Origin of the sequence: Acinetobacter sp. YH12095, from assembly GCF_013419245.1 — a bacterium.
GTDB lineage: Bacteria > Pseudomonadota > Gammaproteobacteria > Pseudomonadales > Moraxellaceae > Acinetobacter > Acinetobacter towneri.
The window spans coordinates 214,190-240,394 of record NZ_VPAL01000001.1 but is presented as its reverse complement, the minus strand read 5'-3'; the positions used below and the strand labels follow the sequence as shown (position 1 = coordinate 240,394).

The following is a 26,205-nucleotide window of genomic DNA, read 5'->3' as shown; positions in this document are numbered from 1 at the left end:
TCACAACATGAATAGTGCACTTCAGTTCACCACATCGCCCTATACGGCATTTATGCACGAAACCAAAGTCGATTTAGGCAACGGAATTCAGCTGCATGTCGAAGTGGGCGGCAAAACTGAAGATCCACCTATTTTGCTGATTATGGGTTTAGGCGCACAAATGTTGTACTGGCCCGATTTCTTTTGTAAATCACTGATTGATCAGGGCTATCGTGTCATTCGCTATGACAACCGCGATATTGGTTTGTCATCCAAAATTCGCCACAAAGGTCCACGTCTGAACACCTATAAAATGATGGGGCGTTTTAGCTTAGGTCTGCAAAACCACGGTGCGCCTTATAACTTATTTGATATGGCGGATGATGCTGCATTGCTATTAGAGCGCTTAGGCATTGAAAAGACCGAAGTGATTGGTGCTTCTATGGGCGGCATGATTGCCCAAATTTTGGCTGCCAAATATGCAGATCGCGTGAATAATTTAGGCTTATTATTTACCAGTAATAACCAGCCTTTTTTACCACCACCATTTCCGAAACAACTGTTCAGTTTGCTAGAAAGACCAAAATCGCAAGATGAAAATGGCATTGTTGATCATAGTTTAAAACTCTTTAAGGTGATAGGCTCACCAGGCTATGTGAATCAACTCGAAGCGATGCAAACTGCACGCAAATTATATCAGCGAAGTTATTACCCTGCGGGTGTACTTCAACAGTTTTTAGCAATATTATGTACAGGCTCGTTGCTACAACTGGACAAACAAATTCAGCAACCTACCCTTGTGGTACATGGTTCGCAAGATCGTTTGCTCCCACCAGGGCATGGTAAGGCTGTTGCGAAAGCGATTCCGGGCGCTAAGTTTGAATTAATCAAAGGAATGGGGCATGATATTCCTCCACACTTTATTCCTCATCTTAGCGAACTGTTTGCTCACCACTTTAAATCATAATCATTAGGACACTATGGCTGCATTACCATCTTTAAGACAGCTGTCATACCTCGTTACACTGTCTGAAACGTTACATTTTACAGAAGCGGCTCGCCGTTCTTTTGTAACTCAGTCGACTTTGTCTGGCGGTATCATGGAACTGGAGCGCCTGCTTGGCGGCGTACTGGTAGAACGTGATCGACAGAATGTACGTTTAACCCCATTGGGTGAACAAGTCGTAGCACGCGCCCGTGTTCTGTTAGCAGATGCACAGGACTTAATGCGTTTAAGCCGTGAAATGAGTGAGCCTCTCACAGGTGATTTACACTTAGGCGTAATTCCAACCATTGCCCCATTTATTTTGGCGCAACTGTTAGATGAAGTACATAAGCAGCTACCTAAAATTCAATTGCATTTACACGAAGCGCAAAGTGAAAAAATTGTCGAAAAATTGGAACACGGCAATTTAGATATGGTGGTGTTAGCCCTGCCATTCGATACGCGTGGTTTGAAAGTGGCTGAAATTTCTAAAGAAGATTTGTTCTTGGTTTATCACAAGGGCGATCAAAAATCGGCGCAGGCCAATTCTTTAGATGATTTGGATTTATCGCGTTTAATGCTGCTTGAAGAAGGTCATTGCTTACGTGATCACACTTTAAGTGCTTGCCCGATTGGTGAACGCAAAAACGATCATCGTTTAAAAGCCAGCTCTTTACCAACCTTGGTTGAAATGGTGTTTGCAAATTTAGGCTTTACCCTATTGCCTGAAATTGCAATTCATAATGCCATGATCAAATCGAATCCAGATTTACAGATCAAAAGTATTGAGGCTGCACCAAGCCGTACTTTGGCTTTAGTGACGCGTAAAAGCACACCATTACAAAGTGAATTTGACGTTTTGCTGCAGATTTTACAGAAAATCACTCAAAACGCAGTCTAAATTTAGACACATGATCCAACATTTCATTAAGGAGCCAATCTGGCTCCTTTTTTATTTTTCGTTCAAAAATGTGTATTGTTTTTGCAGTTCAGGATGATTTAAGTGACTTATAAATATGAACAAGTTTTTAAAATGTGAGATTCATCACAAATTCAACAATTCACTCTTACCACTGAACGAAAGAACAGGATCGAGTTACATTACTCACATTTTCAACACATTTCAAAAAAACATATTCAGCAACAATTACTTATATTTACCCTTTTTATATAAAAATCACTATATTTAAGGATATTCAGTTACAGCAATATCACGCACAATCTATTTATCAAAATTATTTATAGAACAGCACAGGAGTATTTGTCATGATTCACAGAGATCTCGTTTTACCTGTGCCTGTTCTGCTGATTGATGATCAGGTAGAAGCATCACAAAATTTAAGCCACATTTTACAAAATTTTGGCTACCCTAAAGAGGTTTTGCTTTGTAGCTCATCGCTCGCAAATGCAGTGTTGATGGTGCAGCAACATTTACCTAATTTGGTATTTATCAATTTACAGTCTTGGTCAAAAGCTCAAATTGATTTTATTCAAAATCTCAAACATTTCCGTAAAGACACCTTAATTGTGGCAGTGCTGCCTTCCAGTATGCCCAAACAATTGCTACAAGCCATCCATTTAGGCATTTCAGCCTATGTCTTTAGCGACCAATCTGCTACAGGCATGCAAAACCAGATTCGCACTATTTTACGTGGTGGCTCACCGCTAGATGTCAACTTGGCCAATGAAATTTTAGCCTGCGAACAATCCATTGTCGCACATGGCCATTCTTTGGCACTCTCTAAAACTGAACATGAAATATTGGCGCTTTCAGGACAAGGTTTGCCCTCACAACAAGTCGCAGCCAACTTGCATGCTTCGGAACAACTGGTGCATGGTTATGTGAAAAGTATTTATCGGAAAATTATGAATGCGGATGATGCGATGTGCTGTTTTTCTTAAGCTGATCAATATAAAAGATAAATCAAAAACATAAGTATTAAATAAGCATCAAACAATTAATTAGAAACAAAAAAGAGCGATGTCTGGCATCGCTCTTTTTACCTGTTATAAATGCTTTAAACTAAACAATACTATCGGTCAGTATACGCTGCGCATTGTGTGGCTCTTCACCCTCAGCTGCTTTTACACGCACCCAAGTTCCATCACCCTGCAACAACCACGCCTGTTGATTGTCTTGCATGTAGGTCAATAAACCTTGCTCATAAATACGCTTTTTCAAGGCAGGATCTTCAATTGGGAAACACGCTTCAACACGGTTAAATAAGTTACGATCCATCCAGTCAGCACTTGAACAATAAATACGTGGATTGCCATTATTAGAGAAATAATAGACACGGGTATGTTCAAGGAAACGTCCGACAATCGAACGCACACGGATATTTTCCGATAAGCCCGGCAAACCTGGGCGCAAGCAGCAAATTGAACGGATGATGAGATCAATTTGCACACCCGCCTGAGACGCCTCGTACAATTTATTGATCAATTGCATTTCAGTCAGTGCATTCACTTTCACAATAATTTGTGCGGGCTTACCTGCTTTAGCATTGGCAATTTCTTCATCAATATAATTCACCAACTGTACGTGCAGGGTAAATGGTGCATGCAACAACTTTTTCAGTTTTGCCATTTTACCCATGCCTGTTAGCTCTTGGAAAATACGATGCACATCTTCACACAGCTCTTTGTCTGTGGTCAGTAAACCATAGTCGGTATAAATACGCGCATTGCCTGCGTGGTAGTTACCTGTGCCTAAATGTACATAACGCACCAATTTATTATTTTCACGGCGCACCACCAAAATCATTTTGGCGTGGGTTTTATACCCCACAATACCGTACACAACCACAGCGCCCGCTTCTTGCAACACGTTAGCCACAGCAATGTTAGATTCTTCATCAAAACGTGCACGCAGTTCAATCACCGCAGTCACTTCTTTACCGTTTCGTGCAGCCTCTGCAAGCACTTGTACAATTTCAGAATCTGCGCCACTACGATATAAAGTTTGTTTGATTGCCAAGACTTGTGGATCACGTGCAGCTTCACGCAGCAAGTTAATCACGGGTGCAAAAGATTCAAACGGATGGTGTAATAAAATGTCTTGCTTTTGCATCGCTGAAAAAATATTTTCAGACTTTTTTAACACCTTTGGAATGGCGGGTGTATGTGAATCATAACGTAAATGTGGACGTTTAAAATTAGACAATAAACGCGCCAAGTTCACTGGGCCATCTACTTTATAAAGTTGTTCTTCTTCAAGATCGAACTCATCTAGCAAATAATCATAAATGGCTTTCGGGCAGTTGTGCGTTACTTCTAAACGTACCGCACGACCAAAACGGCGTGAGTTTAATTCGCCTTTTAGGGCTTTGGCCAAGTCTTCTACATCTTCATTTAACGCCAAATCTGCATTACGGGTCACACGGAATTGATAGCATCCAGTCGCAGTCATGCCCGGGAATAAGTCAGACACATGCTCATGAATAATTGCTGAAAGCATGACGTGGTGCTCTTTACCGCCTGTAAGTTCATCGGGTAAACGAACTACACGTGGTAATGAACGTGGTGCAGGAACAACCGCCAAATCAATTTGACGACCAAAAGCATCTTTCCCTTCTAAAGTCACAATAAAATTCAGACTTTTATTGACCAAACGTGGAAATGGATGTGCAGGGTCTAGGCTAATTGGGGTTAATACAGGGGCAACTTGCTCTTGGAAATATTTTTTCACCCATGCCGATTGTGCAGGGGTTAATTCACCACGACGTAAGAAACAAATGTCTTCTTCACGTAATTTTGGCAAAATTTCCTGATTTAAAATACGGTACTGGCGTTCAATAGCAGCATGTGCTGTTTTAGAAATTTGATCTAACACCTGCTTAGGGGTTAAACCATCTGGACTACGGCTTTCATTGCCCAAGTCCAATTGTTCCATCATGCCCGCAACACGAATTTCAAAAAACTCATCCAAGTTACGTGAAAAAATCAGCAGGAAGTTCATGCGTTCCAACAAAGGATGCAACGGATCGACAGCTTGCTCAAGCACGCGCAAATGGAAATCTAAAATAGACAGTTCGCGGTTAATGTAGCGATCATTATATGTATATTCTGTTTGCGCAGGAGTCGCGCCTGTTGCCGTATTCATACCCACCTATGCTTTTTTAAAATGTTTGGCACTGCTACAAGTATGCTTCAATTTTGTGACATTTTCATAAAAAAAGCCTAAAAAATTAGGCTTTGTGGATATTTTCACATTTTATAGTTTGTTTTCGCTCAATTTAGGGAATTTCCGCATAACGCATATAGCGCTGCACCATCTGTTTACGGGCTTTTAATGCCCCCGCATTACGATGTTCCTGAAAATATTTTGGATTGGTTAAAATCGCAGCCAAGAAAATTGCTTGATCACGGCTTAAACTTTTTGCACTTTTGCCAAAATAATGCTGTGCCGCAGCTTCGGCACCATAAATATTATCGCCAAATTCTACCGAGTTGAGATAGACCTCTAAAATACGCTGCTTTGACCACATGCGTTCCATCATCCATGTCGCCACAACTTCTTGGCCTTTACGCAAAAAAGAACGCTTATTGTATAAAAACAAATTCTTGGCGAGCTGCTGAGAAATTGTAGAACCACCTGCAACAACCTTGCCTTCATCTTTGTTCCGTTCCAGCGCAGTTTGAATACCTTCCCAGTCAAAACCATGATGCTGCATAAATTTGCCATCTTCGGCAGTCACTACAGCACGTTTTAAGTTGTCACTGAGTTGGTCATAGTCGCGCCATTGGTGTTGAATAGGCTTGCTCGGTTCAGCCCAATAATCCAAACGCATCATCATGGTCGATTGCACAGGCTGCGTACGCCACCACACCAAGCTGCTAAAAATCCATAATTGAACCAAAAGCACCACACTAACAAGAATTAACAAAGTTCGTATAAAAAAAGCTTTCATCTTGGTGCATGGCTCCTGAAGCGTTATTTTTTCGTGTTAAGCTTAGATTGATCACTACGACACAATATTTAAATATATGTCCCAACATCCCCCAAACCTGCGCAACAATAAAGTTGAAATTCACCTGTGGTGGATTACCGCAGCCCTGATTGCAATCAATGTGGCTTTGTTTGCATGGCAAGTGCTCAACGGCATGAACATTAGCAATCCTAGCCCGCAAGATGCAATACGCTGGGGTGCTGATTATGCACCTTTAACCTTTTTGGCGGAACCCATTCGCCTGTTCAGCAGCATGTTTTTTCATTTTGGTTTAGTACATTTAATGTTAAATATGTGGGCCTTGTATATTTTTGGCAGCGTCAATGAACAATTGTTTGGGCGTGTCTATTTTATAGTGTTATATGTTTGCGCGGGTTTGATGGGTAGCCTGCTCAGTGGCTATGTCAGCATTCAGGACAGCTATACCCTGCTCGAACAAGGTGTCGCTAATCCAAAGCTGTTACCTAGCGTGGGTGCAGGTGCTTCAGGTGCGGTGATGGGACTTGGAGCTGCACTGACGGTATTGGCGTTATTGCCCCAATTACCTCGCCAAAAATTTCTCTTGGATGGTAAAACCTTAGTGATGGTAATGGCACTAAACTTAGGTATGGGCTTTATGATCAGTGGCATTAATAATGCTGCACATATTGGCGGCATGCTCATGGGCGCAGCCATGACACTCATTTGGTATATTGGACAACGCAGCAAACACAGTAACTTAGTGAACGGTTTTGCGATGCTCCTTGCACCATTGGGCTGTGCTGCATTTTACTGGTATTGCCATCAACTGCTTGCCCCAATTCAACCCCTTTGGCAAGAACTGCTTAGCATGATGCAACGCAGTCTGGGTTAAACAATCAACCTTTACAACAAGTAAAACAACATCAACTAGAGATGAATCAGGACTGATTCATCTCCCTTAAACTTTGCAGTGGCGGAATATCGCATAAATAACTTAAACGATAACGTCCAATCAAGGCACACAGCACGGTCATAAATACAGGCAAAATCAGCCAGATTTCCCAATGTGGTTGCAGCATTAAATCCATGCGGTAACTGGCAACAGCACTAATGACTTCGGCAAATAAACACGCCACTATTCCCGCTATAAAGCCCATAAAACCGATTTCCAGACTCAACATACGTTTGAGTTTTTGTTTAGAACTACCAAAAGAACGCAGTAATGCGACTTCGCGTTTGCGCTCATCCATCAGCAAGTTTAAACACGCGATTAATACCAACAGCCCAGACACACTCACCAAAATGGCTAAAATGGTGATGATCTGCACCAACACATTCACAATGCGTTTAATTTCATCCAAAATTAGGCTGACATCAATAAACACTGTGTTGGCAAATTGCTGAATCAATTGAATTAGTTTCGGTTTATCTGCTTCAGGCACATAGAAACTGCCCAAATAACTGCCTGCATTTTCATCCATAGTGTGCGGTGAAAAAATAAAGAAAAAATTTGGACTAAAGCTTTCCCACTCCACCGTACGCAGATTAATCACTTCGGCTTCAAGTATGCCTTCAGGCAAACTAAAACTGAGTCGATCACCAATTTGAATGCCCAACTCGGCAGCCGTATCTGCTTCTACTGACACTTGTCCCACTGCACTGAAATTGGCTTGCCCATTTACAATGATATTATCGGCAGGATAACGGTCAGACTGTGTCAGGTTGAGTTCGCGTCTTAACGTATTGCTTTGCTGAATTAAGGCGTCGGCAAAAGGTTGATCATTTTTGGCGACCAAACGCCCGCGTATATTTGGATAAAGTGGCGTGCTGTGCCACTGCTGCTGCGTTAATTGTTGTTGAAACTCAGGCATATCAAACGGTGGCAAGCCGTAAACAAACTGATTGGGTGTTCCTTCGGGCAATTGCTGCTGCCAACGATCTAGCAGGTCGGTACGCAACACTGCAAGTACCGTAATTAAACTTAATCCTAAAGCCAATGCAGTAATTTGAAATGCCGTGACAGCAGGCGCACGAATATACGCTGCGAGTCTGCCTTTAGAATGACGCAATAATTTTAATAAACTCCACACCACTCCATACAGCAATACGCACAGCGCAATAATCGCACCAATCACCCATGTACTAAGCACTAAACTTTCGGTCAAGACCACACAAAATACGATTAGACTTAGCGTCCCTGTAAGCAACATCCACCACCAAGCGCGCATGCTTTTGTCTTGTTGGCGAATCACGCGAATCGGTGCGGTATTCAGCAATTGCAATAAATTAGGCAGCACAAAACCCAACAACACCACAGCACTGGTGAGCATGGCGATTGGCAATGGCCCAAGCAACATTGCCATGGCTGAAAATTGAATTTCCAGGTGCGGAATCAGTTGCAGCATGATTTGCAACAAAGCATAGCCCAACGTCACGCCCAAAATACTGCCAATGCCCATAGCGATAATTAAGACCAAAGCAAGCAAAGCCAAATAAGCGGCTAAAATTTGTCGTTTACTTGCACCAATACAACGTAATAAGGCGATATGATCCTGATTTTGTTGCACATAGCGCTGACTGGTCAAACCAATCGCAATCCCACACAATAAAATGGTCAGGATATTCGCTAACTGTAAAAAGGTATCTAAATTGGCAATTGGGCGCATTAAGCGAGTATTGCCTTCACTGGCATTGCGTAGTCTTAAACTACTTTGTTCTTCAAAGTTTTGTTCAGGGCTGGCCGTTTGCTGTGCCTGTGCAGGCTGTTGTGTATGTGTTTTAAAATACTGCTCAAAATTTTGTGTATCTTTGGCGCTGCCTGCCAACAACAAACGGTAATCTATGCGGCTACCCACTTGAATCGCGTGGGTACGTGCCACATCGGCCTGTGAAATAATTACTGTCGGCGAAAAACCTGAAAAACCGAGTTCCTGATTAGAATCATGTTCAATTTTGGCAGTCACGGTAAATGCTGCATCGGCAATATTCACCGTTTCACCAAGTTTAACGTGAAGCAAATCCATGGCACGTTGGCTGAGCCAAATTTCACCAGATTGAATCTTGTCCGCTGCAGGACTCACCCTCAATTCACCACGTAACGGAAAATTGTGCTCAATCGCTTTGACATTCACCATCACAAATTGCGCTTGAGTATGTGCCATCGAACTAAATACAGTCACATGCGACTGTTGTAACTGATGTGCAGTCGCCTGATCCTGCCAGTCTTGTGCAATGGGTTCATTGTCGCTCAGGACTAAATCACCCGCCAACATTTCTGCCGCTTGCAACGCTACAGCATTTTGAATTTGCTCATTGCTAAACTTTAAGGCTGTGGTCGCGCTAATCGCTAAAGTCAGCGCAATAATCAGTAAATAGACACCACTGCTTTTAAAACTCTGCTTTAACAGTGGATGAAATAATGCGTTCATTTCATCCTCCTGTTATGGCAGCGGTTGGCTTAGCTGCAAATTGCTCAACCAATTGCCCATCAATTAAAGCGTAATGGCGCTGACATTGTGCCGCCAGTTTCGGGTCATGCGTGACCAACACCAAAGTTGTGCCCAACTCACGGTTCAATTCAAATAACAATTGCTCAATTTCAGTTGCAGTTTCACCATCCAAGTTTCCTGTCGGTTCATCGGCAAAAATAATTTTAGGTTCACGAATTAAAGCGCGTGCAATGGCGACACGTTGTTGCTCACCTCCCGAAAGCACTTTCGGCGTTTGCTGTGCTTGTCGTTCTAAACCCACACGTTTCAGCAAGTTGAGGGCTTTTTGTTCTGCCTCTGCATATTTAAATTTTTCCTGCAAACGTAGTGGCAACATCACATTTTCCAGTGCCGTCAAATGCGGCAATAACTGAAATGACTGGAACACAAAACCAATATGCTTTAAACGAACTTCTGCACGTTGTTCTTCGTTTAATTCTGCAATTGACTCACCACATACCACCAATTTTCCACTGCTGGCCTGATCTAATGTTGCCAAAATACCCAATAAGGTCGATTTTCCTGAACCCGAACGACCTGTAATGGCCACTTGTTCACCTTCCTGAATATCGAAGTTTAAATTCTCAAAAATGGTCAATTGTTTTTGTGCAAGTTGTATCTTTTGTGTCAAATTTTGGGCAGAAATAATCGTTTGTGGCATGATATTAGATTCTTTAGTGTTTTGAGTCATACGTTTCCCATTATGCAAAATCGCAATCTAACTAGTCGTGTCTTCCCGCGTGTGTTGCTGCTCGGACTATGTTTCAGCCCATTCGTGGTATCTGCAAAAACCATTATGATTGTAGGTGACAGCTTAAGTGCAGGTTACGGCATACAACCACAACAAGGTTGGGTTCACTTATTGCAAAAACGTTTAGAACAACAGTATCCGAAACAGCATAAAGTGGTCAATGCAAGTGTCAGTGGCGAAACCACCAGTGGTGCTTTGGCGCGTCTGCCTAAATTGCTGCAGACCCATCGTCCAGACGTTGTAGTCATTGAGTTAGGCGGGAATGATGGCTTGCGTGGACAACCGCCACAAATGATTCAAAAAAATTTAGCGAACTTAATTCAGCATAGCCAAAAAGCCAAAGCGAAAGTGGTGATTTTTGGGATGAAAATGCCGCCAAATTACGGCTCGGCGTATAGCAAAGCATTTGAAAATAACTATAAAGTGGTGAGTCAGCAATATAAAGTCAAATTACTGCCATTTTTTATGGAAGGTATTGCGGGCAATAAGCAATTGATGCAAAAAGATTTAATTCATCCAAATGCCAAAGCTCAGCCTATTTTGCTAAATAATGCTTATCCATATATCAAAGGCGCTTTATAAAGCGCCTTTGAGGAAAATCTAATTGCTGTGCGGTTCGGATTAAAAATCAAAAAAAACCACTTCACCTGTTTCCAGTGAATATTCTGCACCGACTACTTTCAACTGACCTTGTTCAATCAGGTTTTCTAAAACTGCTGAACCATGACGCAATTGATTTACCGATGCAAATACATTGGAACGTACTGCATGCTTAGACAATTTCGCCAAATCATTTTTCAGTTCAGTCTGCATTAAGGTTTCAACTGAAGGGCGAACACGGTTCACAATCGACATTAAATTTGCCGATGGTGGACAGTCTGGGCACATTAAAGTATCAATTGTCGCTTGAATTGCACCACAGTGACTGTGTCCTAAGACAACAACCACAGCACAGTCATAACGCTCTGCCGCAAATTCAACACTACCTACCTGTGATGGCGCAACCACGTTGCCCGCAACACGAATTACAAAAAGATCACCCAATCCTTGGTCAAATACCATTTCTGCAGGAACACGTGAATCTGAACATCCTAAAATAATGGCAAATGGATTTTGGTCTTCTGCCATTTCTGCACGCTGTTGGTGCGACAATTGCTTCGGATGTCTGGTATCACCAGAAACAAAACGTTGGTTTCCTTGTTTAAGACGTTCTAAAGCTTCTTGAGCTGTTAGCATTCTTGATTTACCACCGATCTTTGAAGTTGCGATATTCTAAAGCCAGTTTTTATGAATGTCACTTGCAAAAAAATATGCAGCTGCGCTTTTCTTTATTCATTTTTGTTATAAATTTTTTCACTTTTTATTGAGATAGGTCACATTTTCTACCAATTTCAAAGCTTTGATCAAAAAAGCAAGGGATGACTTTCATTTTTAAACGCCTACAATAGACAGAATACACTTGTGCAATTAGACCTAAGAGCTAGTGCCTATCATTATTGGAGCCTGTTTTGGGTTCGTCAGGGGAAGACGTTTTCATGATGAAATTTATTCGATCACGTTATCTACATACGACTTTATTGGCTTTGGGACTAAGTACATCTTGCCTTGTGCAAAGCGCTGCGCCCAATCCATATACCTTCACAAAAAACAATAACGCCAGTAACAGCAACGCAACTGAACTTAAACTATTACAAAATCATTTTCAGCAACAGCGCAAACAAGCAGGACTAAGCTCTAAAAGCATTCGTGTTGGAGATGTCGTCTGGAGCTATAACGAAGGTGGCTCGCACAGCAAACCCACAATTTTATTGATTCATGGTTTGGCAGGCACACGTGATAATTGGAACCGTGTCGCGCAATTTTTAACCCCACATTATCATGTGATTATTCCAGATTTACCCAATAGCGGTGACACCAAAACTCCAAGCAATTTTGATAATTCAGTTCCGAATGTAACTTCACAACTGCGTCAATTTATTGAAGCAATTGACTGTGAAGAAAACTTACACGTGGCAGGACATTCTTTAGGCGGCTCAATTGCAACCGTGTATGCCTCGCAATATCCTTTTGATACGCAAAGTTTATTTTTACTCAATAGTGCAGGCATTTATAAACTTGCTAATACGCCTTACACCAAAAATCCATTATCTTTAAATGACTTAATTGTGAGCAAACATAGCGATTTAGCCGACGTCGCCAAACAAATCATGCAAAGCCCGCCTGCCATGACCTCACAAATTCAACATGCGCAAGAAGAAGTCCTGATTTCTCGCTCAGAACAAACCCGTAAAGCAATTGAGCAAATTGTCAAACTCAACCGTATTTATACTCCAGACTCATTTGCACGTTTAGCAGGATCAATTGAAGCACCGACCCTGATTTTATGGGGTAAGCAAGATCGCATTATTAATGTTGAAGTGGCGAAGGAATTACAATCTTTACTCAAACGCGCCGAAACACCTGTGATTCTTAATAATGTTGGACACATGCCGTTATTGGAAGCTGAAAAACAAGTCGCACAATATTATTTGCCGTTTCTGGCTAAAACTCAGAACCTAAAAAACCCACTTGCTGATAAACTGATTCCTCTAAATTAATTATTATATAAAACCTTCATGCAGAAACATCCCATCATTGAGCAACTAATTGAAGCTCAGCTTGATTTTTTAGATCAAGAATTTAACCAAAGTGAAATGGTACAAACTGAATTTATGCAGTTTTACCAATGGTTTCGCAAACAAAGCTTACAAGATTTATGGACATCTGAAGCCATTCATCAACTGATTCAACATCAAATTTTAAATACACCTGCCAGTTCATTTTTAGTGGAACAAATTGCTGAGCATATTCGTTTTGCACTGGTACACCCTGTTAATGACAGCAGTAAAATTGCCGATGTGATACCTGTGCTGACCATCGACAAAATTGCACAATATGTTGCAAGTAAAAGTGGACATCGTCAGCGTTTGATTAAAGCCGTGGTGAATAATCCTGCCTTTGCCGCCATGATTACCCAACTCATTCAACACTCCATTCAGGATTATATGGATAATTCGGTGATCGCCAAAAGCGTGCCTGGCGTATCGCGTGTTATGAAAATGGGTAAATCGGTTTTGGAAAGTGTTACCGATACCAATTTAGACCAGACCATTCAGCATTATTTGCAAAAAAATGTGCAGAAGCTGACTCAAATGAGCGAGTCGGTGCTTAATCAACATTTTGATGATGAAAAGCTGTATCATTTTCAGGCAAATTTATGGCATAAAATTAAAGATTTACCACTTTCGACCTTAAAAAATTATATCGAGATTCAAGACCTACCCCAAACCGTGAATCTTGGTCATGAAATCTGGGATCATTTACGTCAAAGTGATTACTTAAAACAACAAGTACATGACGGCATTTATGCATGGTATGTCCGCAATCAGGCTCGCCCTTTTGACTTGTTATTGCACGACTTAAACATTGATGAAGCGCTAGTCCAACAACAATTACAACAACTGTTAAATCCAGTCATTCAAAAAATGATCGCTGAAGGCTATTTAAAGCAACGTGCGCGCCATTATTTAGAGAAATTTTATTATTCTGAAAAAACACAACAAATTTTAAATCTACAAACGAATGAATAGGGTCTGTTGACAATTTCAGATAAAAATAACCTCCTAAAATTTAGGAGGTTATTTTTAAGCGAGGCTTAGAGCTTATTTAAAATAAGCACCTTCAGATTGACTGTGGTCAGTCTGATCCACCACACGCATCAATTCAGGTACGTGTTGTTTCAAGGTTGTTTCAACACCTTGCTTTAAAGTCACATCAATCGCTGAACATCCTTGGCAACCGCCACCAAATTTCAATACTGCAGTTAAGCCGTGTTCTTCATCTTCAACCACTTCAACCAAAGCACAGTTACCACCATGCCCTGCTAAACCTGGGTTAATTTCAGACTGTAAAACATAAGTAATGCGTTCTTCTACTGAAGCATCTGGGCCTACGCGTGGCACTTTTGAGTTCGGTGCACGGAAAGTCAATTGACCACCAAAACGGTCTTTGTTGTAGTCAATTACGGCATCCAATAAATACGGAATAGACGGCGTATCAATAAATGCAGGAAAGTCTGGATATTCCTGTTTGTAGTCTGTAGGTACAACTTCATCGGGCGCACTATAAGCCATGCAACATTCAGCACGCGGTGTACCAGGATTTTCCACAAAAACACGCACACCAATACCCGGTGTATTTTGCTTTGCCAATAAATCCTTCAAATACTCTTGAGCAGTTGGCGTAATCAATAAGTTTGGAATTTCATCTACAACTGCTGTGCTGCTGTTCTCAGTCGACATAACAATAATTTCCTCAAGCTGAAGTGGCTATTTTAACTGAAGATGCGGGGGAATAAAAAAAAATCAACCAAAATTGTCGGATTTATTCCTAAAGTTCGACTCAAACTCAGTTTTGATGCATTATTACAGCAGAATTCAAGTAAAAGAATAGGCGTTTATGCTCGATTTACCTTTTAATCATACCGTGACCATTATCATTATTACGGTCATTGTGTCTATGTTGGCGTTTTCCAAACAAGAATTAATGAATCGTCTGATTTTTTGGCCGCCTGCTATGCAACGTGGTCAATATGACCGCTTCATTACCCATGGTTTTGTGCATGCCGATGGTGCGCATTTGCTGTTCAATATGATTACCCTGTTTTTCTTTGGCAGCATTATTGAAAGTTTTTATCGCCAATACGTCTATGATTTAGGCTTTGTTTTATTCTATTTGGGTGGTTTAATCGCCGCGATTATTCCAAGTTATTTAAAGCATAAAAATGACCATCGTTGGGCCAGCTTAGGCGCATCTGGTGCTGTATCTGCGGTGTTGTTTGCCTATATTTTGTTTGAGCCGTGGAAGTTGATTTTCGTGTTCTTTATTCCAGTGCCTGCCATTATTTTTGCAATACTGTATGTAGCGTATAGCATTTGGTCGGGTAAACGCGGCAATTCCAATATTAATCACAGTGCGCATTTATGGGGTGCGGCCTATGGTGTGATTGTGACTATTTTAATTGAACCACGCATCTTGCCTCACTTCCTGAATAAACTGGCGCAACTGCCGTTTTAACTTTTGAAACTATAACGACTCGGTACATCTACCACTGAGTCGTTGCTACTTTAAAGAATTTTCAAATCCGTCAATAGACTGCTTTCATAAATCCGCTTAACACCATCATTTATTGCCTCTCATCTTCAGCCTCTCTCATTGGGAAAAACGACTTTCAATCGTCATTTTATGAACTGCTGATAAGTATTTTTGATTGATGAAAGCATCTGAATGATCCAATACAGCATAAAGCACACAACAAATAACATGCAGTTACTCGACAAGCACTTATACTAAGAATATAAAGACTAAAACTATCAAGCAATCAGGAGTCAGCCATGAAAAAGTTTGCACTTCTAAGCGCCCTGTTACTCAGTCTAGGATTAAGCGCCTGTGCCGTACATACCCCTGAAGGCAGTGTGGTGATTGATCCTGACCGCACGATCTACCCGAAAGGCTATTATCCACACCAACATCCGCATGGTGATGGTGATTTTTGTCCTCCAGGTCAGGCGAAAAAAGGACGTTGTTAAGCTGTTGGTCTGAGTGAATAAAACATTGTTGATACAGCATCAGACTCATTTATGATTCGAACCTAGACATTTAAACACTAACCTTTAAATCTCAACAACATTTCATTCACATTAAAAACCTTTACACTTCGTGAAGGTTTTTTTATTCAAATTTCACTCAATTTTGGTAGTTTTTGCTACCCCATATCGCAACTTGGCATAGATAATGTATACATCTGTATATTAATTTCAATTTAGTTTGCGAGTTTTTGCATGTCCACTTCTTACGATGGCTTACAGTTTCCAATTCATCCAGAAAATCATAAACCCAGCACCTCAAGCACGGGCAAACAAATTATTGCCGAAGCCTTAGCCACAGTCGATCATCAAAGCTCAGTCGATGCTTTGGCAGAAAAAAACTGGCGTAAACACTATCCAAAATACTTTAAAGCCCTCGTGACCAATGGTATTCGTGAACAAGCTAACGCAATTCAAATTGCAGAAGATGGTTTAAGAAAAGCTCATCAAAGTTTTGAGTTTTATCGTCATGAGCAAAAATATGTGCTGAAAGATGTCATGCTCTTGCCTACTGAAACTTTACATACCTTTAAATTACAAGGCAGCAGCCAAGCAGCACCCGAATGGTATGTGCCGTATCGTGGGCAAAAGTTACAAGGTCAAGCTCTACTAGATCAAATTGCAATTTGGCTAGCAGCAGGCATTATTGAACCAAGTCATGCCGAAGCGTTAAATGCTGCAATCGCGCATCCTGAATGGTTTGATTTGTCTGACCGTAACATGGTGCTATTTGGTGCAGCTTCAGAAGCAGGGCCACTCACATGGTTAGCCAAATGGAAAGCCAATATTATTGCAGTCGATTTACCAAACAGCCGTGTGTGGAATAAAATTTTAAGCACTGTGCAACAAGGCAATGCTACCTTATACGCACCAAGTACAACACAACTCGCGGCAGATACTCCATTTGACGTTTTAACAGAGCAATTGGGTGCAAATCTGCTCACGCAAACCCCAGAAATTGCACATTGGTTAGCCCAAAAACCTGAAACGCTAGATTTAGCAGCCATTGCCTATTTAGATGGTGAAAAACACGTGCGTGTTGCGATGGCGATGGATGCCATTATGCAATATGTCAGCGAACACAAAGCTGATAGCAGCCTTATGTTTATGTGTACCCCAACCGATGTTTATGCCGTTCCTGAAGAAGTGATTAGCGCATCGGCAGAGAAGTTTCAGCAGCGTTCACAAGGGCAAAAGCTACTCACCAAAAGTATTGAAACCATTTCACGCAGTCATTTCTTCCAAAAGAATCTGCATAATTTAATTGCTTCAGACAATGGTCAACATTATGGTATTGCCGACTGTTTGGTGGTTGAACAAGGGCCAAACTATGCTTTAGCAAAACGCATCCAGCAATGGCGTGCAATTTTAGCGCGTCATCAAGGACAGCATGTCAGCATCAATATTGCACCTTCGACCACCACACACTCTGTGACCAAAAATCCATTACTCAAAGCAGCATTTAGTGGCGCAAGTTTGTTTGATGTTGAAGCATTTAGCCCTGAAACCACCAATGCGATTATGGCGGCATTGTGGATTCATGACTTACGCAATCCAAACTCGGCAGCCAATCCTGAAGTGAAACTTGAGCATCCGCTCGAATTGATGATGGAAGGTGCGAACCATGGTGGATTGTGGCGCGTGGCGTATTTGGCACGAACGGCCCTACCTTTCGCTGCGCTCTATGGCTTTGCTGCAGATAAATTACCGCTGGACAAAGTCATCCAAAAATTTAAAAAGTAATGTAAACCGCTAATCTATCTATTCAAAAACTTGCCTGCAAATATTTCTCTAGACTGATCTGCAGGTATAAAAAAAGCGCTGTATCATTACAGCGCTTTTTTCAACCACTCAAAAAAGTTGAGAATGGATTAAAACACTTTTAAGAACAACCAGAACAAGCTACCCGATAAACAAATTGTCGCAGGTAAAGTGAAAATCCAAGCCGAAAGAATTGTACGCACCATTTGGAAATTCAGACCCGATTTATTTGCCACCATGGTACCTGCCACCGCACTGTTCAGTACGTGTGTAGTTGAAACTGGCATCCCCAAACCATCTGCAGCAGCAATAGTTGACATGGCCACAAGCTCGGCAGACATACCTTGACCATAAGTCATGTGCTGCTTACCGATACGTTCACCAACAGTCACCACAATACGTTTCCAGCCGACCATCGTACCCAAGCCTAGTGCTAAGGCAACGGCAACTTTGACCCAAGTTGGAATGTATTGTAAGAATGAATCTAAATGGCTGCGGTAGCTTTTAACCACTTTTTTCTGTTCTTCCGACATTTCAGGCAAGGTATTGGCTTTGTCTAAACGCTTGAATGAAGTCGTGCTTAAATACATATCATTACGCATTTCTGCTACTTCAGCTTCAGGCACATCTTTCAAGTTGCCATATTGACCCACACGCTCACCCAAATGATCCGTTAAGCTTGCCAAAGCAGGCACGACTTCAGGAGTAATTTCTTTGGTCTGAATATAACTAGTAATAATCTGACGCGCTTTTTCATCTGGCATATCGGCATGTTGTGGATAAATCACATCAGCCGTTTGCGTTGAAAGCTGCTGGAACGATTGAATGTGGTTTTGGCCTAACTCTTTATTTAATGAGTACGCCAACGGCACAATCCCGATCAAAATCAACATGATTAAACCCATGCCTTTTTGACCATCGTTTGAACCATGCGCAAAACTTACCCCAGTACAAGTAAAAATTAGAATGGCACGAATCAGTGGTGGTGGTGGCTTATTGCCTTCAGGCGGCTGGAACAACTCCATTTGTTTCTTGAAGATTTTTTTCACCAAGAAGAACAAAATCGCAGCAAAAGCAAAACCAATCAGTGGCGAGAACAATAAAGCCTTGCCCACTTTCATGACTTGTTCCATATCTACACCACTTGCACCCGCACCTGAGTTAATCAAGTAGTTCATAATCCCCACACCTAAAATCGAACCGATTAAAGTGTGCGAACTTGAAGCAGGAATACCGAAGTACCACGTTCCCAAGTTCCAGACAATCGCGGCAATCAACATGGCAAAAACCATGGCAAAGCCTGCGCCTGAACCGACATTCATAATTAGTTCGACTGGAAGTAAGGCAATAATACCGTAGGCAACTGCACCACTGGCGACCATCACCCCAAGGAAGTTACAGAAACCCGCCCACATTACTGCCACAGGTGCAGACAAGGCATTAGTATAAATGACCGTTGCCACTGCGTTGGCTGTGTCGTGGAAACCATTCACAAATTCAAAGCCTAAGGCAATGAATAAAGCGGTCGCCAATAAAATCACCGAGTACATACTCAGCGCAGGCACGTGGGATAAGTCCGCAGACAATTGGAAACCAATATAAATAAGGGTAGAAACGATGATCGTTAAAAACACCGGCATAAAAAATTTCGGTGTAGGCACATGAACATTGGTCGATTTAGTGGTCGACTTGTGTGCTGAATCTACAGGAGTTGGATTAGAATTCATGCAAGCAGAAAAGAGGATTTAAAATCCCCTTATTGTTCAATTAAATTGTGACAATTATATGACAAAGAGCTGTTATATAAAGCAACTTTCATACTTTATTTTCACACTTTAAGCTGTATTTTTTGTGCATAAAATTAAAATTAACTTTTAAATTTAAACACTTAGAATAAATAAACCTACTTTTCTTATGCCATTCTCTCAAATTTAGATTGTTACACCTTTGTCATATTTGCCTAAAGTGTCAGACAAAATTCACCGTGAGCCAATTTTGCCTGAGCAATATGACAAAGCGATGACGCATCAAAGTAAAATCAAAATTAGAATGTTCCTCATCACAACTTTTATTTAGGTTCAAAAGCTACAGCAAAATCCTAAAAATACTGCTTTATGCACTATTTTTACGACTTCCACTCTCTCTGGTCGCTTCAAGTGCACGAAAGCCGTGCGAACTCTGCTAAAATAGCGCTCATTTCGAATTCAGTCATAAAGGGTTTTTTATGTCCACGCTTACCACCCTGAAAGCGCTTCTTGCCCAAAGAATTTTAATTATCGATGGTGCTATGGGTACTATGATTCAACGCCATCAATTGGAAGAAGCCGATTATCGTGGTGAGCGTTTTGCAGATTGGGCACATGACCTCAAAGGCAACAATGATTTATTGGTACTGACCCAACCGCACATTATTCAGGGTATTCACGAAGCCTACTTAGATGCGGGTGCAGACATTATTGAAACCAACAGCTTTAACGGCACACGCGTTTCTATGTCTGACTATCACATGGAAGATTTGGTTCCAGAAATTAACCGCGAAGCAGCGCGTTTAGCCAAAGCTGCCTGTGAAAAATATTCAACACCAGACAAACCACGTTTTGTGGCAGGTGTACTTGGGCCAACATCGCGTACCTGTTCAATTTCACCAAATGTAAACGACCCTGCATTTCGTAACATTAGCTTTGATGCACTCAAAGAAAACTATATTGAAGCTGCGCATGCCTTAATTGAAGGTGGTGCAGATATCCTGCTCATTGAAACTGTATTTGACACCTTAAACTGTAAAGCTGCGATTTTTGCGGTCAAAGAAGTGTTTAAACAGCTCGGGCGTGAATTGCCGTTGATGATTTCAGGTACCATTACCGATGCTTCAGGACGTACCTTAACGGGTCAAACTGCAGAAGCTTTCTGGAACTCGGTACGTCATGGCGATTTACTTTCAATTGGTTTTAACTGTGCTTTGGGCGCAGATGCCATGCGTCCACACGTTAAAACCGTTTCAGACGTTGCCGATGTGTTTGTTTCTGCACACCCGAACGCGGGCTTACCCAACGCATTTGGTGGTTATGATGAAACGCCTGAAGAAACCGCAGCTTTCCTCAAAGAATTTGCTGAAAGCGGCTTGATCAATATTACAGGCGGTTGCTGTGGTACAACGCCTGATCATATCCGCGCGATTTACAATGTGGTAAAAGACATTCCACCGCGTAAAATTCCAGAGATTAAACCTGCATGCCGTTTAAGTGGTTTAGAACCATTTAACATTTATGATGACTCTTTATTTGTAAACGTGGGCGAACGTACCAACGTCACAGGTTCTAAAAAATTCCTGCGTTTAATTCGTGAAGAAAACTTTGCCGAAGCCTTAGATGTTGCACGTCAACAGGTAGAAAGCGGTGCACAAATCATCGACATCAACATGGATGAAGGCATGCTCGATTCAGAGGGTGCAATGGTGCACTTCCTGAACTTGGTGGCATCTGAGCCTGATATTTCTCGCGTACCTATCATGATTGACTCCTCTAAATGGGAAATCATTGAAGCAGGCTTAAAATGCGTACAAGGTAAAGCCGTTGTCAACTCTATTTCCCTAAAAGAAGGTTATGACGAGTTTGTCGAAAAAGCCCGCCTCTGCCGCCAATACGGCGCAGCTGTCATTGTTATGGCCTTTGACGAAGTCGGACAAGCCGATACTGCAGCACGTAAACGCGAAATTTGTAAACGCTCTTATGATGTTTTGGTCAATGATGTTGGCTTCCCTGCCGAAGACATTATTTTTGACCCGAACGTGTTTGCAGTTGCGACAGGTATTGAAGAACACAACAACTACGCAGTCGATTTTATTGAAGCCACAGGCTGGATTAAAGAAAACCTGCCGCATGCCATGATTTCAGGCGGTGTATCGAACGTATCTTTCTCATTCCGTGGTAACGAACCTGTACGTGAAGCCATTCACGCGGTATTCCTATATCACGCTATTCAGCAAGGCATGACCATGGGGATTGTCAACGCAGGTCAGTTGGCCATTTACGATGACATCCCGAAAGAACTGAAAGAAGCAGTTGAAGCCGTTATTTTGAACCAAAACCAAGGTGAAACTGGTCAGGACGCCACAGAAAAACTGCTGGAAGTGGCCGAAAAATATCGTGGTCAGGCAGGTGCGCAAAAAGCCGAAGAAAACTTAGAGTGGCGTAATGAATCTGTCGAAAAACGTCTCGAATATGCTTTAGTCAAAGGGATCACTACCTTTATTAATGAAGATACCGAAGAAGCACGCCTAAAAGCCAAACGTCCTTTAGATGTAATTGAAGGCCCATTAATGGACGGCATGAACGTGGTGGGTGACTTGTTTGGTGCAGGTAAAATGTTCCTGCCACAAGTGGTGAAATCTGCCCGTGTGATGAAACAAGCCGTTGCATGGCTCAACCCGTACATCGAAGCTGAAAAAACCGAAGGTCAGTCTAAAGGTAAAGTTTTGATGGCAACGGTAAAAGGCGACGTTCACGACATTGGTAAAAATATTGTGGGCGTAGTCTTGGGCTGTAATGGATACGATATTGTCGATTTAGGCGTGATGGTACCTGCAGAAAAAATCCTGCAAACTGCCATTGACGAAAAAGTCGATATCATTGGCTTGTCTGGTCTGATTACCCCATCTTTAGATGAAATGGTTTTTGTTGCCAAAGAAATGCAGCGTAAAGGCTTTAACATTCCATTGTTGATTGGTGGCGCAACCACATCTAAAGCACATACTGCAGTTAAAATTGATCCACAGTTCTCAAATGATGCAGTGATTTATGTTGCCGATGCTTCGCGTGCCGTTGGTGTTGCGACAACCTTACTCTCCCCTGAAATGAAACCTGCTTTTGTTGCAGAGCATCGTGCGGAATACGCTAAAATTCGTGAACGTATTGCCAATAAGCAACCAAAAGCTGCGAAATTGTCGTATGCAGAAGCCATCGACAATGGTTTAAAAATTGATTGGGACAACTACACGCCTGCAGTACCAAAATTAATTGGTACACAAGTGCTGACCAATTACCCGCTTGAAACCTTGTTGCCATACTTTGACTGGACACCATTCTTTATTTCTTGGAGTTTGGCGGGCAAATTCCCGAAAATTCTGGAAGATGAAGTGGTGGGCGAAGCTGCAACCGACTTATATAACCAAGCGCAAGCCATGCTCAAAGATATTATTGCAAATAATCGCTTTGATGCACGTGCAGTCTTTGGGATTTACCCTGCCAACCGTTCTGCGGCAGATTCAGTACAAGTATATGATGCAGCACGTAATCAAGTAACGCATACCTTCCATCATATTCGTCAACAGTCAGACAAAGTCACAGGTAAACCAAACTTGTCTTTGGCAGACTTTGTCGCAACTACAGAGCAAGGGCAAGATTACTTGGGCGGCTTTACCGTGTCGATTTTTGGTGCGGAAGAAATGGCCAATGAGTTTAAAGCCAAAGGCGATGACTATTCTGCCATTTTGGTGCAGTCTTTGGGTGACCGTTTTGCAGAAGCATTTGCAGAGCATTTGCATGAGCGTATTCGTAAAGAATTCTGGGGCTATCAGCCGAATGAGCAGCTAAGCAATGAAGAGCTGATTAAAGAGAAATATGTAGGGATTCGTCCTGCACCGGGCTATCCTGCGTGCCCTGAGCACTCTGAAAAAGCCACACTGTTTAACTGGTTAGGTTCAACTGAAAAGATTGGCACACAGCTTACGAGCAGCTTTGCAATGTGGCCGCCTTCATCTGTGAGCGGCTTCTACTATGCCAACCCTGCTTCTGAGTACTTTAACGCGGGTAAAATCTCGTTAGATCAGCTTGAAGATTATGCACAGCGTAAAGGCTGGAGTTTAGATGAAGCGAAGCGTTGGTTAGCTCCAAACTTGGATGATTCGATTAATTAAGTGCATTGCGCTGCATGGGTGGTTCATCTGCCCATGCGCTATATAATGTCATTTCAAAAGCCAGTGAATTGTAAAATTCACTGGTTTTTTGTTTAATGGGACAGTTCGTTATTTAGTCTGAGGTTATTGAGTGATTAGTCTGTTAGAGGTGTTTTTCACCTTTACACAATGGGTAAGGCATTCAGCTAAACGAACCCCACAGAGAGAACAAAGCGACTACTATTAAGTTAGTAGCCGCTTTTCCACCTATTTTGCCTTGTGATGAATGGAGAGTAATTACTATTCATCAACAATCATCAGTAGAGGTTATAGCTTACTCCTAAACAGCTATTGAAGTGACTTTCTTTGCACCACCAAGAACTGCTGCAATTTTAATCAAACCGATATAAGATAAAAAAATCTCTGAATCGGCAAAATAGTTTGGATAAGCTTCTTTTAATCCCCCAATAGCATTCGTTGAAAGAAGTGCAACTATCCATTTTTCATCTTTTGATAATAATTGCTCATATTGACTATATCTTTGAGAAGCCAATGTTTGCTCTGAGTTTGCAAAAAATTCATGTTCAATCTTTCTTGTCTGCACATTAAGTCGAATTAGTATAAATCCATCCCTGCTGTTTTTTGCAGTCAATACAATATTCAAATCATTTAAAGTAACACAATAGGTTTTTAAATGGTTTTCTATAGTGATTCCACCTACAGAGCGATCCATAAAATTTTTTATATCAATACATTGATTTATAAGGTGTTGGGTCTGAACAACTTTAGTTAAATATTCTTTTGTTAACTGACCTTTATCATTCTCAAGAAAACCTTTCAAATTTTCAATAATTTGAAATTGATCACTTACATCTTTAAAAAATTTTTTATAATCATAAAGACCATCATTACTTTTTAGATCTTGCCCTGTAAAAATATCAACAATTTCTAATGTTGTTGCCCAACTATGCTGAAGTTTAGTACGAATTTGAAATTCAATTTTTCTTTCTTCATTTAACTTATTGTTAAACTTACCAACTATGTGTATGCATCTATACCCATCATTTTTGGGGTTAAGTATGTAGTTGTCCATTTTTATAAATTTTCCATCATTATAAAAACAATGTTCATTTGCTAAAACTTTAAAAATAGCATTTACTTGTTTTAAATTTTCAACAACTACTCTTATACCACCTATATCCTGCATATTTTTGAGTTGCATGCCATCAAAACGTTTAAGTTTTTTCTTAATTGACTCAAATCGTTTTAATCTTTTAGCAGTAAATGCTTTCTTATCAATTCGATAGATAAAGCGATTTAATAAATTGTGTGCTTCATTCAAAGGCTGAATATGACTATCTCTCCAATATGTTAGTATTTGCATAGTACGTTCTAGCAATTGGTGGTCATCTAATAAACTATCATTAATTAAAGCTTCGCCTGCGCGAGTTACATCTTTTTTTGAGAAGGTCATAAGTAAAAATAAATGTTTTTTATTATTTTATTGTATTTCATATATCTATACCATTTTAAAGTTCGCTTATTGATTAATTATCAATCTAAAAATCATTAATTTTCCAAGTTGAGATTCTAACAAAAACCTAGTCTTTTTTAGACCTAATCAAAATTATCTACACAAATATTATAATTATTGGGAAAGTCAAGCTCATATTATAGTAATTAAAACTAGAAAACTTTAGCTCAAAAAAAAGACCCTTGAAAATCAAGGGTCTTTTTAAATTTGGCGGAAGCGGTGAGATTCGAACTCACGGAGGACTCACACCCTCGTCGGTTTTCAAGACCGGTGCATTAAACCGCTCTGCCACGCTTCCAATGGCGGCTATCATATAAAGAAAAATTCAGCTTGGCAAATATTTTCTAAAAATTATGATCCAAATGTTCAAAATAAAATCAAAAATCAGTCATTTTCTGCAATTTCAGGCTTTTCATAGCGTATCGAATTAATAAACCAGCTCTTTTTGCCTAACGGCGTCTGCACTTCCACCTCATCATCTACCTGTTTAGACAACAAAGCCCGAGCCATAGGTGAATCAATCGAAATATGTTGTGGATGATGATCATAAATTTCATCCACGCCCACAATTCTCAAGGTCTTTTGCTCGCCTTGTTCATTTTCAATTTCGACCCATGCGCCAAAATATACTTTACCCTCTTGTTCTGGTGCAAAATCGACAATACGCAGCTCTTCTAAACGCTTGCCCAAATAACGTACCCGACGGTCAATTTTACGCAAAAGCTGTTTGTTATATTGGTAATCTGCGTTTTCAGAGCGATCGCCGAGACTTGCCGCCCAGTTTACTTTTTTGGTGATTTCAGGGCGTTCTTCATGCCACAGATGCTGTAACTCTGCCACGAGTTTATCGTGTCCAGAACGTGTAATTAAGTTAGATTTCATGGTGTTTTTGCAGCCGGTTTTTTACATTTGGTTAACATCAATCCTATATTTTATTGCATTTTTATACACAATAAAAATTTATAAAATTTATTTCTCAATGAAATGAATATCTTATGTTACATTTTTCAAAAAATTTATGTACAAAATTTGACATCCAAAATTTTCATCTTTATTATTCGCACATCTTTTAGTTTTGATCACTTTTTAACCTGTGTATAAATTTTACACATTTTCCCTTTAATCCCAAGTCATTTTGAATGACGTCATGACTGCCCAACCCTTATTGAATTTATCAAACTTGAAAAAGTTTAAGGTGTGTTGCCTTTGCTTTTTAG

Annotated in this window: 20 protein-coding genes and 1 tRNA gene; 11 read left to right on the top strand and 10 right to left on the bottom strand. The window is 40.9% G+C overall.

Annotated features, from left to right (window positions below; translation table 11 throughout):
• Nucleotides 1-7: 7 nt before the first annotated feature.
• The 3 genes from FTU35_RS01160 (at nt 8) to FTU35_RS01150 (ending at nt 2,866) form a co-directional block, all read left to right on the top strand.
• Nucleotides 8-946 carry an alpha/beta fold hydrolase gene (locus FTU35_RS01160; protein WP_154320942.1) on the top strand — a complete coding sequence of 313 codons (939 nt, stop codon included), beginning with the start codon at nt 8-10 and terminating at the stop codon, nt 944-946.
• A 13-nt stretch (nt 947-959) separates the two neighbouring features.
• A complete protein-coding gene (gene oxyR, locus FTU35_RS01155; RefSeq protein WP_154320943.1) occupies nt 960-1,865 on the top strand; it encodes a LysR family transcriptional regulator OxyR in 906 nt (301 codons plus the stop codon).
• A 365-nt stretch (nt 1,866-2,230) separates the two neighbouring features.
• Nucleotides 2,231-2,866 carry a LuxR C-terminal-related transcriptional regulator gene (locus tag FTU35_RS01150; RefSeq protein WP_179991129.1) on the top strand — a complete coding sequence of 212 codons (636 nt, stop codon included), beginning with the start codon at nt 2,231-2,233 and terminating at the stop codon, nt 2,864-2,866.
• Nucleotides 2,867-2,987: 121 nt separating this feature from the next.
• On the opposite strand, the gene ppk1 is transcribed toward FTU35_RS01150, so the two are convergent.
• Both ppk1 and mtgA read right to left on the bottom strand, forming a co-directional pair.
• Nucleotides 2,988-5,069, bottom strand: coding sequence for a polyphosphate kinase 1 (gene ppk1 / locus FTU35_RS01145; protein WP_179988962.1), 2,082 nt, complete (start codon nt 5,067-5,069; stop codon nt 2,988-2,990).
• A gap of 133 nt (nt 5,070-5,202) precedes the next feature.
• Complete coding sequence (gene mtgA / locus FTU35_RS01140; RefSeq protein WP_004972019.1) at nt 5,203-5,877, bottom strand: monofunctional biosynthetic peptidoglycan transglycosylase; 675 nt, start codon at nt 5,875-5,877, stop codon at nt 5,203-5,205.
• A 76-nt stretch (nt 5,878-5,953) separates the two neighbouring features.
• Here mtgA and FTU35_RS01135 point away from each other — a divergent pair, with 76 nt between their 5' ends.
• A complete protein-coding gene (locus tag FTU35_RS01135) occupies nt 5,954-6,769 on the top strand; it encodes a rhomboid family intramembrane serine protease (protein ID WP_179991130.1) in 816 nt (271 codons plus the stop codon).
• Nucleotides 6,770-6,815: 46 nt separating this feature from the next.
• Here the strand turns inward: FTU35_RS01135 and FTU35_RS01130 are convergent, their stop codons facing one another.
• Complete coding sequence (locus FTU35_RS01130; RefSeq protein WP_004972024.1) at nt 6,816-9,305, bottom strand: ABC transporter permease; 2,490 nt, start codon at nt 9,303-9,305, stop codon at nt 6,816-6,818.
• A gap of 1 nt (nt 9,306) precedes the next feature.
• Complete coding sequence (locus FTU35_RS01125; RefSeq protein WP_004972026.1) at nt 9,307-10,056, bottom strand: ABC transporter ATP-binding protein; 750 nt, start codon at nt 10,054-10,056, stop codon at nt 9,307-9,309.
• A 12-nt stretch (nt 10,057-10,068) separates the two neighbouring features.
• On the opposite strand from FTU35_RS01125, the gene FTU35_RS01120 reads away from it, so the two are divergent.
• On the top strand, nt 10,069-10,698 hold the full coding sequence (locus tag FTU35_RS01120) for an arylesterase (RefSeq protein ID WP_004972029.1): 630 nt from the start codon (nt 10,069-10,071) through the stop codon (nt 10,696-10,698).
• A gap of 39 nt (nt 10,699-10,737) precedes the next feature.
• Here FTU35_RS01120 and FTU35_RS01115 read toward each other — a convergent pair whose 3' ends face one another.
• Nucleotides 10,738-11,352, bottom strand: coding sequence for a carbonic anhydrase (locus FTU35_RS01115; RefSeq protein WP_004972031.1), 615 nt, complete (start codon nt 11,350-11,352; stop codon nt 10,738-10,740).
• 299 nt (nt 11,353-11,651) lie between these two features.
• Here FTU35_RS01115 and FTU35_RS01110 point away from each other — a divergent pair, with 299 nt between their 5' ends.
• Together FTU35_RS01110 and FTU35_RS01105 are read left to right on the top strand one after the other, a co-directional pair.
• Nucleotides 11,652-12,713, top strand: coding sequence for an alpha/beta fold hydrolase (locus FTU35_RS01110; protein ID WP_180064432.1), 1,062 nt, complete (start codon nt 11,652-11,654; stop codon nt 12,711-12,713).
• Nucleotides 12,714-12,731: 18 nt separating this feature from the next.
• A complete protein-coding gene (locus FTU35_RS01105; RefSeq protein ID WP_180064431.1) occupies nt 12,732-13,745 on the top strand; it encodes a hypothetical protein in 1,014 nt (337 codons plus the stop codon).
• 72 nt (nt 13,746-13,817) lie between these two features.
• Here FTU35_RS01105 and nfuA read toward each other — a convergent pair whose 3' ends face one another.
• Complete coding sequence (gene nfuA, locus FTU35_RS01100) at nt 13,818-14,456, bottom strand: Fe-S biogenesis protein NfuA (RefSeq protein ID WP_096900978.1); 639 nt, start codon at nt 14,454-14,456, stop codon at nt 13,818-13,820.
• Nucleotides 14,457-14,613: 157 nt separating this feature from the next.
• Here nfuA and FTU35_RS01095 point away from each other — a divergent pair, with 157 nt between their 5' ends.
• The 3 genes from FTU35_RS01095 to FTU35_RS01085 all read left to right on the top strand — a co-directional run bounded on the left by FTU35_RS01095 (nt 14,614) and on the right by FTU35_RS01085 (nt 17,543).
• On the top strand, nt 14,614-15,231 hold the full coding sequence (locus tag FTU35_RS01095) for a rhomboid family intramembrane serine protease (RefSeq protein WP_004972041.1): 618 nt from the start codon (nt 14,614-14,616) through the stop codon (nt 15,229-15,231).
• Nucleotides 15,232-15,548: 317 nt separating this feature from the next.
• The gene (locus FTU35_RS01090) at nt 15,549-15,743 is read left to right on the top strand and encodes a hypothetical protein (RefSeq protein WP_004972042.1); all 195 of its coding nucleotides are present in this window, start codon (nt 15,549-15,551) and stop codon (nt 15,741-15,743) included.
• A 252-nt stretch (nt 15,744-15,995) separates the two neighbouring features.
• Nucleotides 15,996-17,543, top strand: coding sequence for a hypothetical protein (locus tag FTU35_RS01085; protein WP_179991132.1), 1,548 nt, complete (start codon nt 15,996-15,998; stop codon nt 17,541-17,543).
• Nucleotides 17,544-17,671: 128 nt separating this feature from the next.
• On the opposite strand, the gene FTU35_RS01080 is transcribed toward FTU35_RS01085, so the two are convergent.
• Nucleotides 17,672-19,288 carry an inorganic phosphate transporter gene (locus FTU35_RS01080; RefSeq protein ID WP_179991133.1) on the bottom strand — a complete coding sequence of 539 codons (1,617 nt, stop codon included), beginning with the start codon at nt 19,286-19,288 and terminating at the stop codon, nt 17,672-17,674.
• A gap of 497 nt (nt 19,289-19,785) precedes the next feature.
• Here FTU35_RS01080 and metH point away from each other — a divergent pair, with 497 nt between their 5' ends.
• Entirely contained in the window at nt 19,786-23,475 is a 3,690-nt protein-coding gene (gene metH / locus FTU35_RS01075) for a methionine synthase (protein ID WP_180064430.1), read from the top strand.
• A 319-nt stretch (nt 23,476-23,794) separates the two neighbouring features.
• Here the strand turns inward: metH and FTU35_RS01070 are convergent, their stop codons facing one another.
• The 3 genes from FTU35_RS01070 to greB form a co-directional block, all read right to left on the bottom strand.
• Nucleotides 23,795-24,928 (bottom strand): hypothetical protein, encoded by a 1,134-nt coding sequence (locus FTU35_RS01070; RefSeq protein ID WP_180064429.1) that lies wholly within the window; start codon nt 24,926-24,928, stop codon nt 23,795-23,797.
• A gap of 268 nt (nt 24,929-25,196) precedes the next feature.
• Nucleotides 25,197-25,286 (bottom strand) — tRNA-Ser (locus tag FTU35_RS01065).
• Nucleotides 25,287-25,372: 86 nt separating this feature from the next.
• Nucleotides 25,373-25,870 (bottom strand): transcription elongation factor GreB, encoded by a 498-nt coding sequence (gene greB / locus FTU35_RS01060; protein WP_004972106.1) that lies wholly within the window; start codon nt 25,868-25,870, stop codon nt 25,373-25,375.
• Between the last annotated feature and the right edge of the window lie 335 nt (nt 25,871-26,205).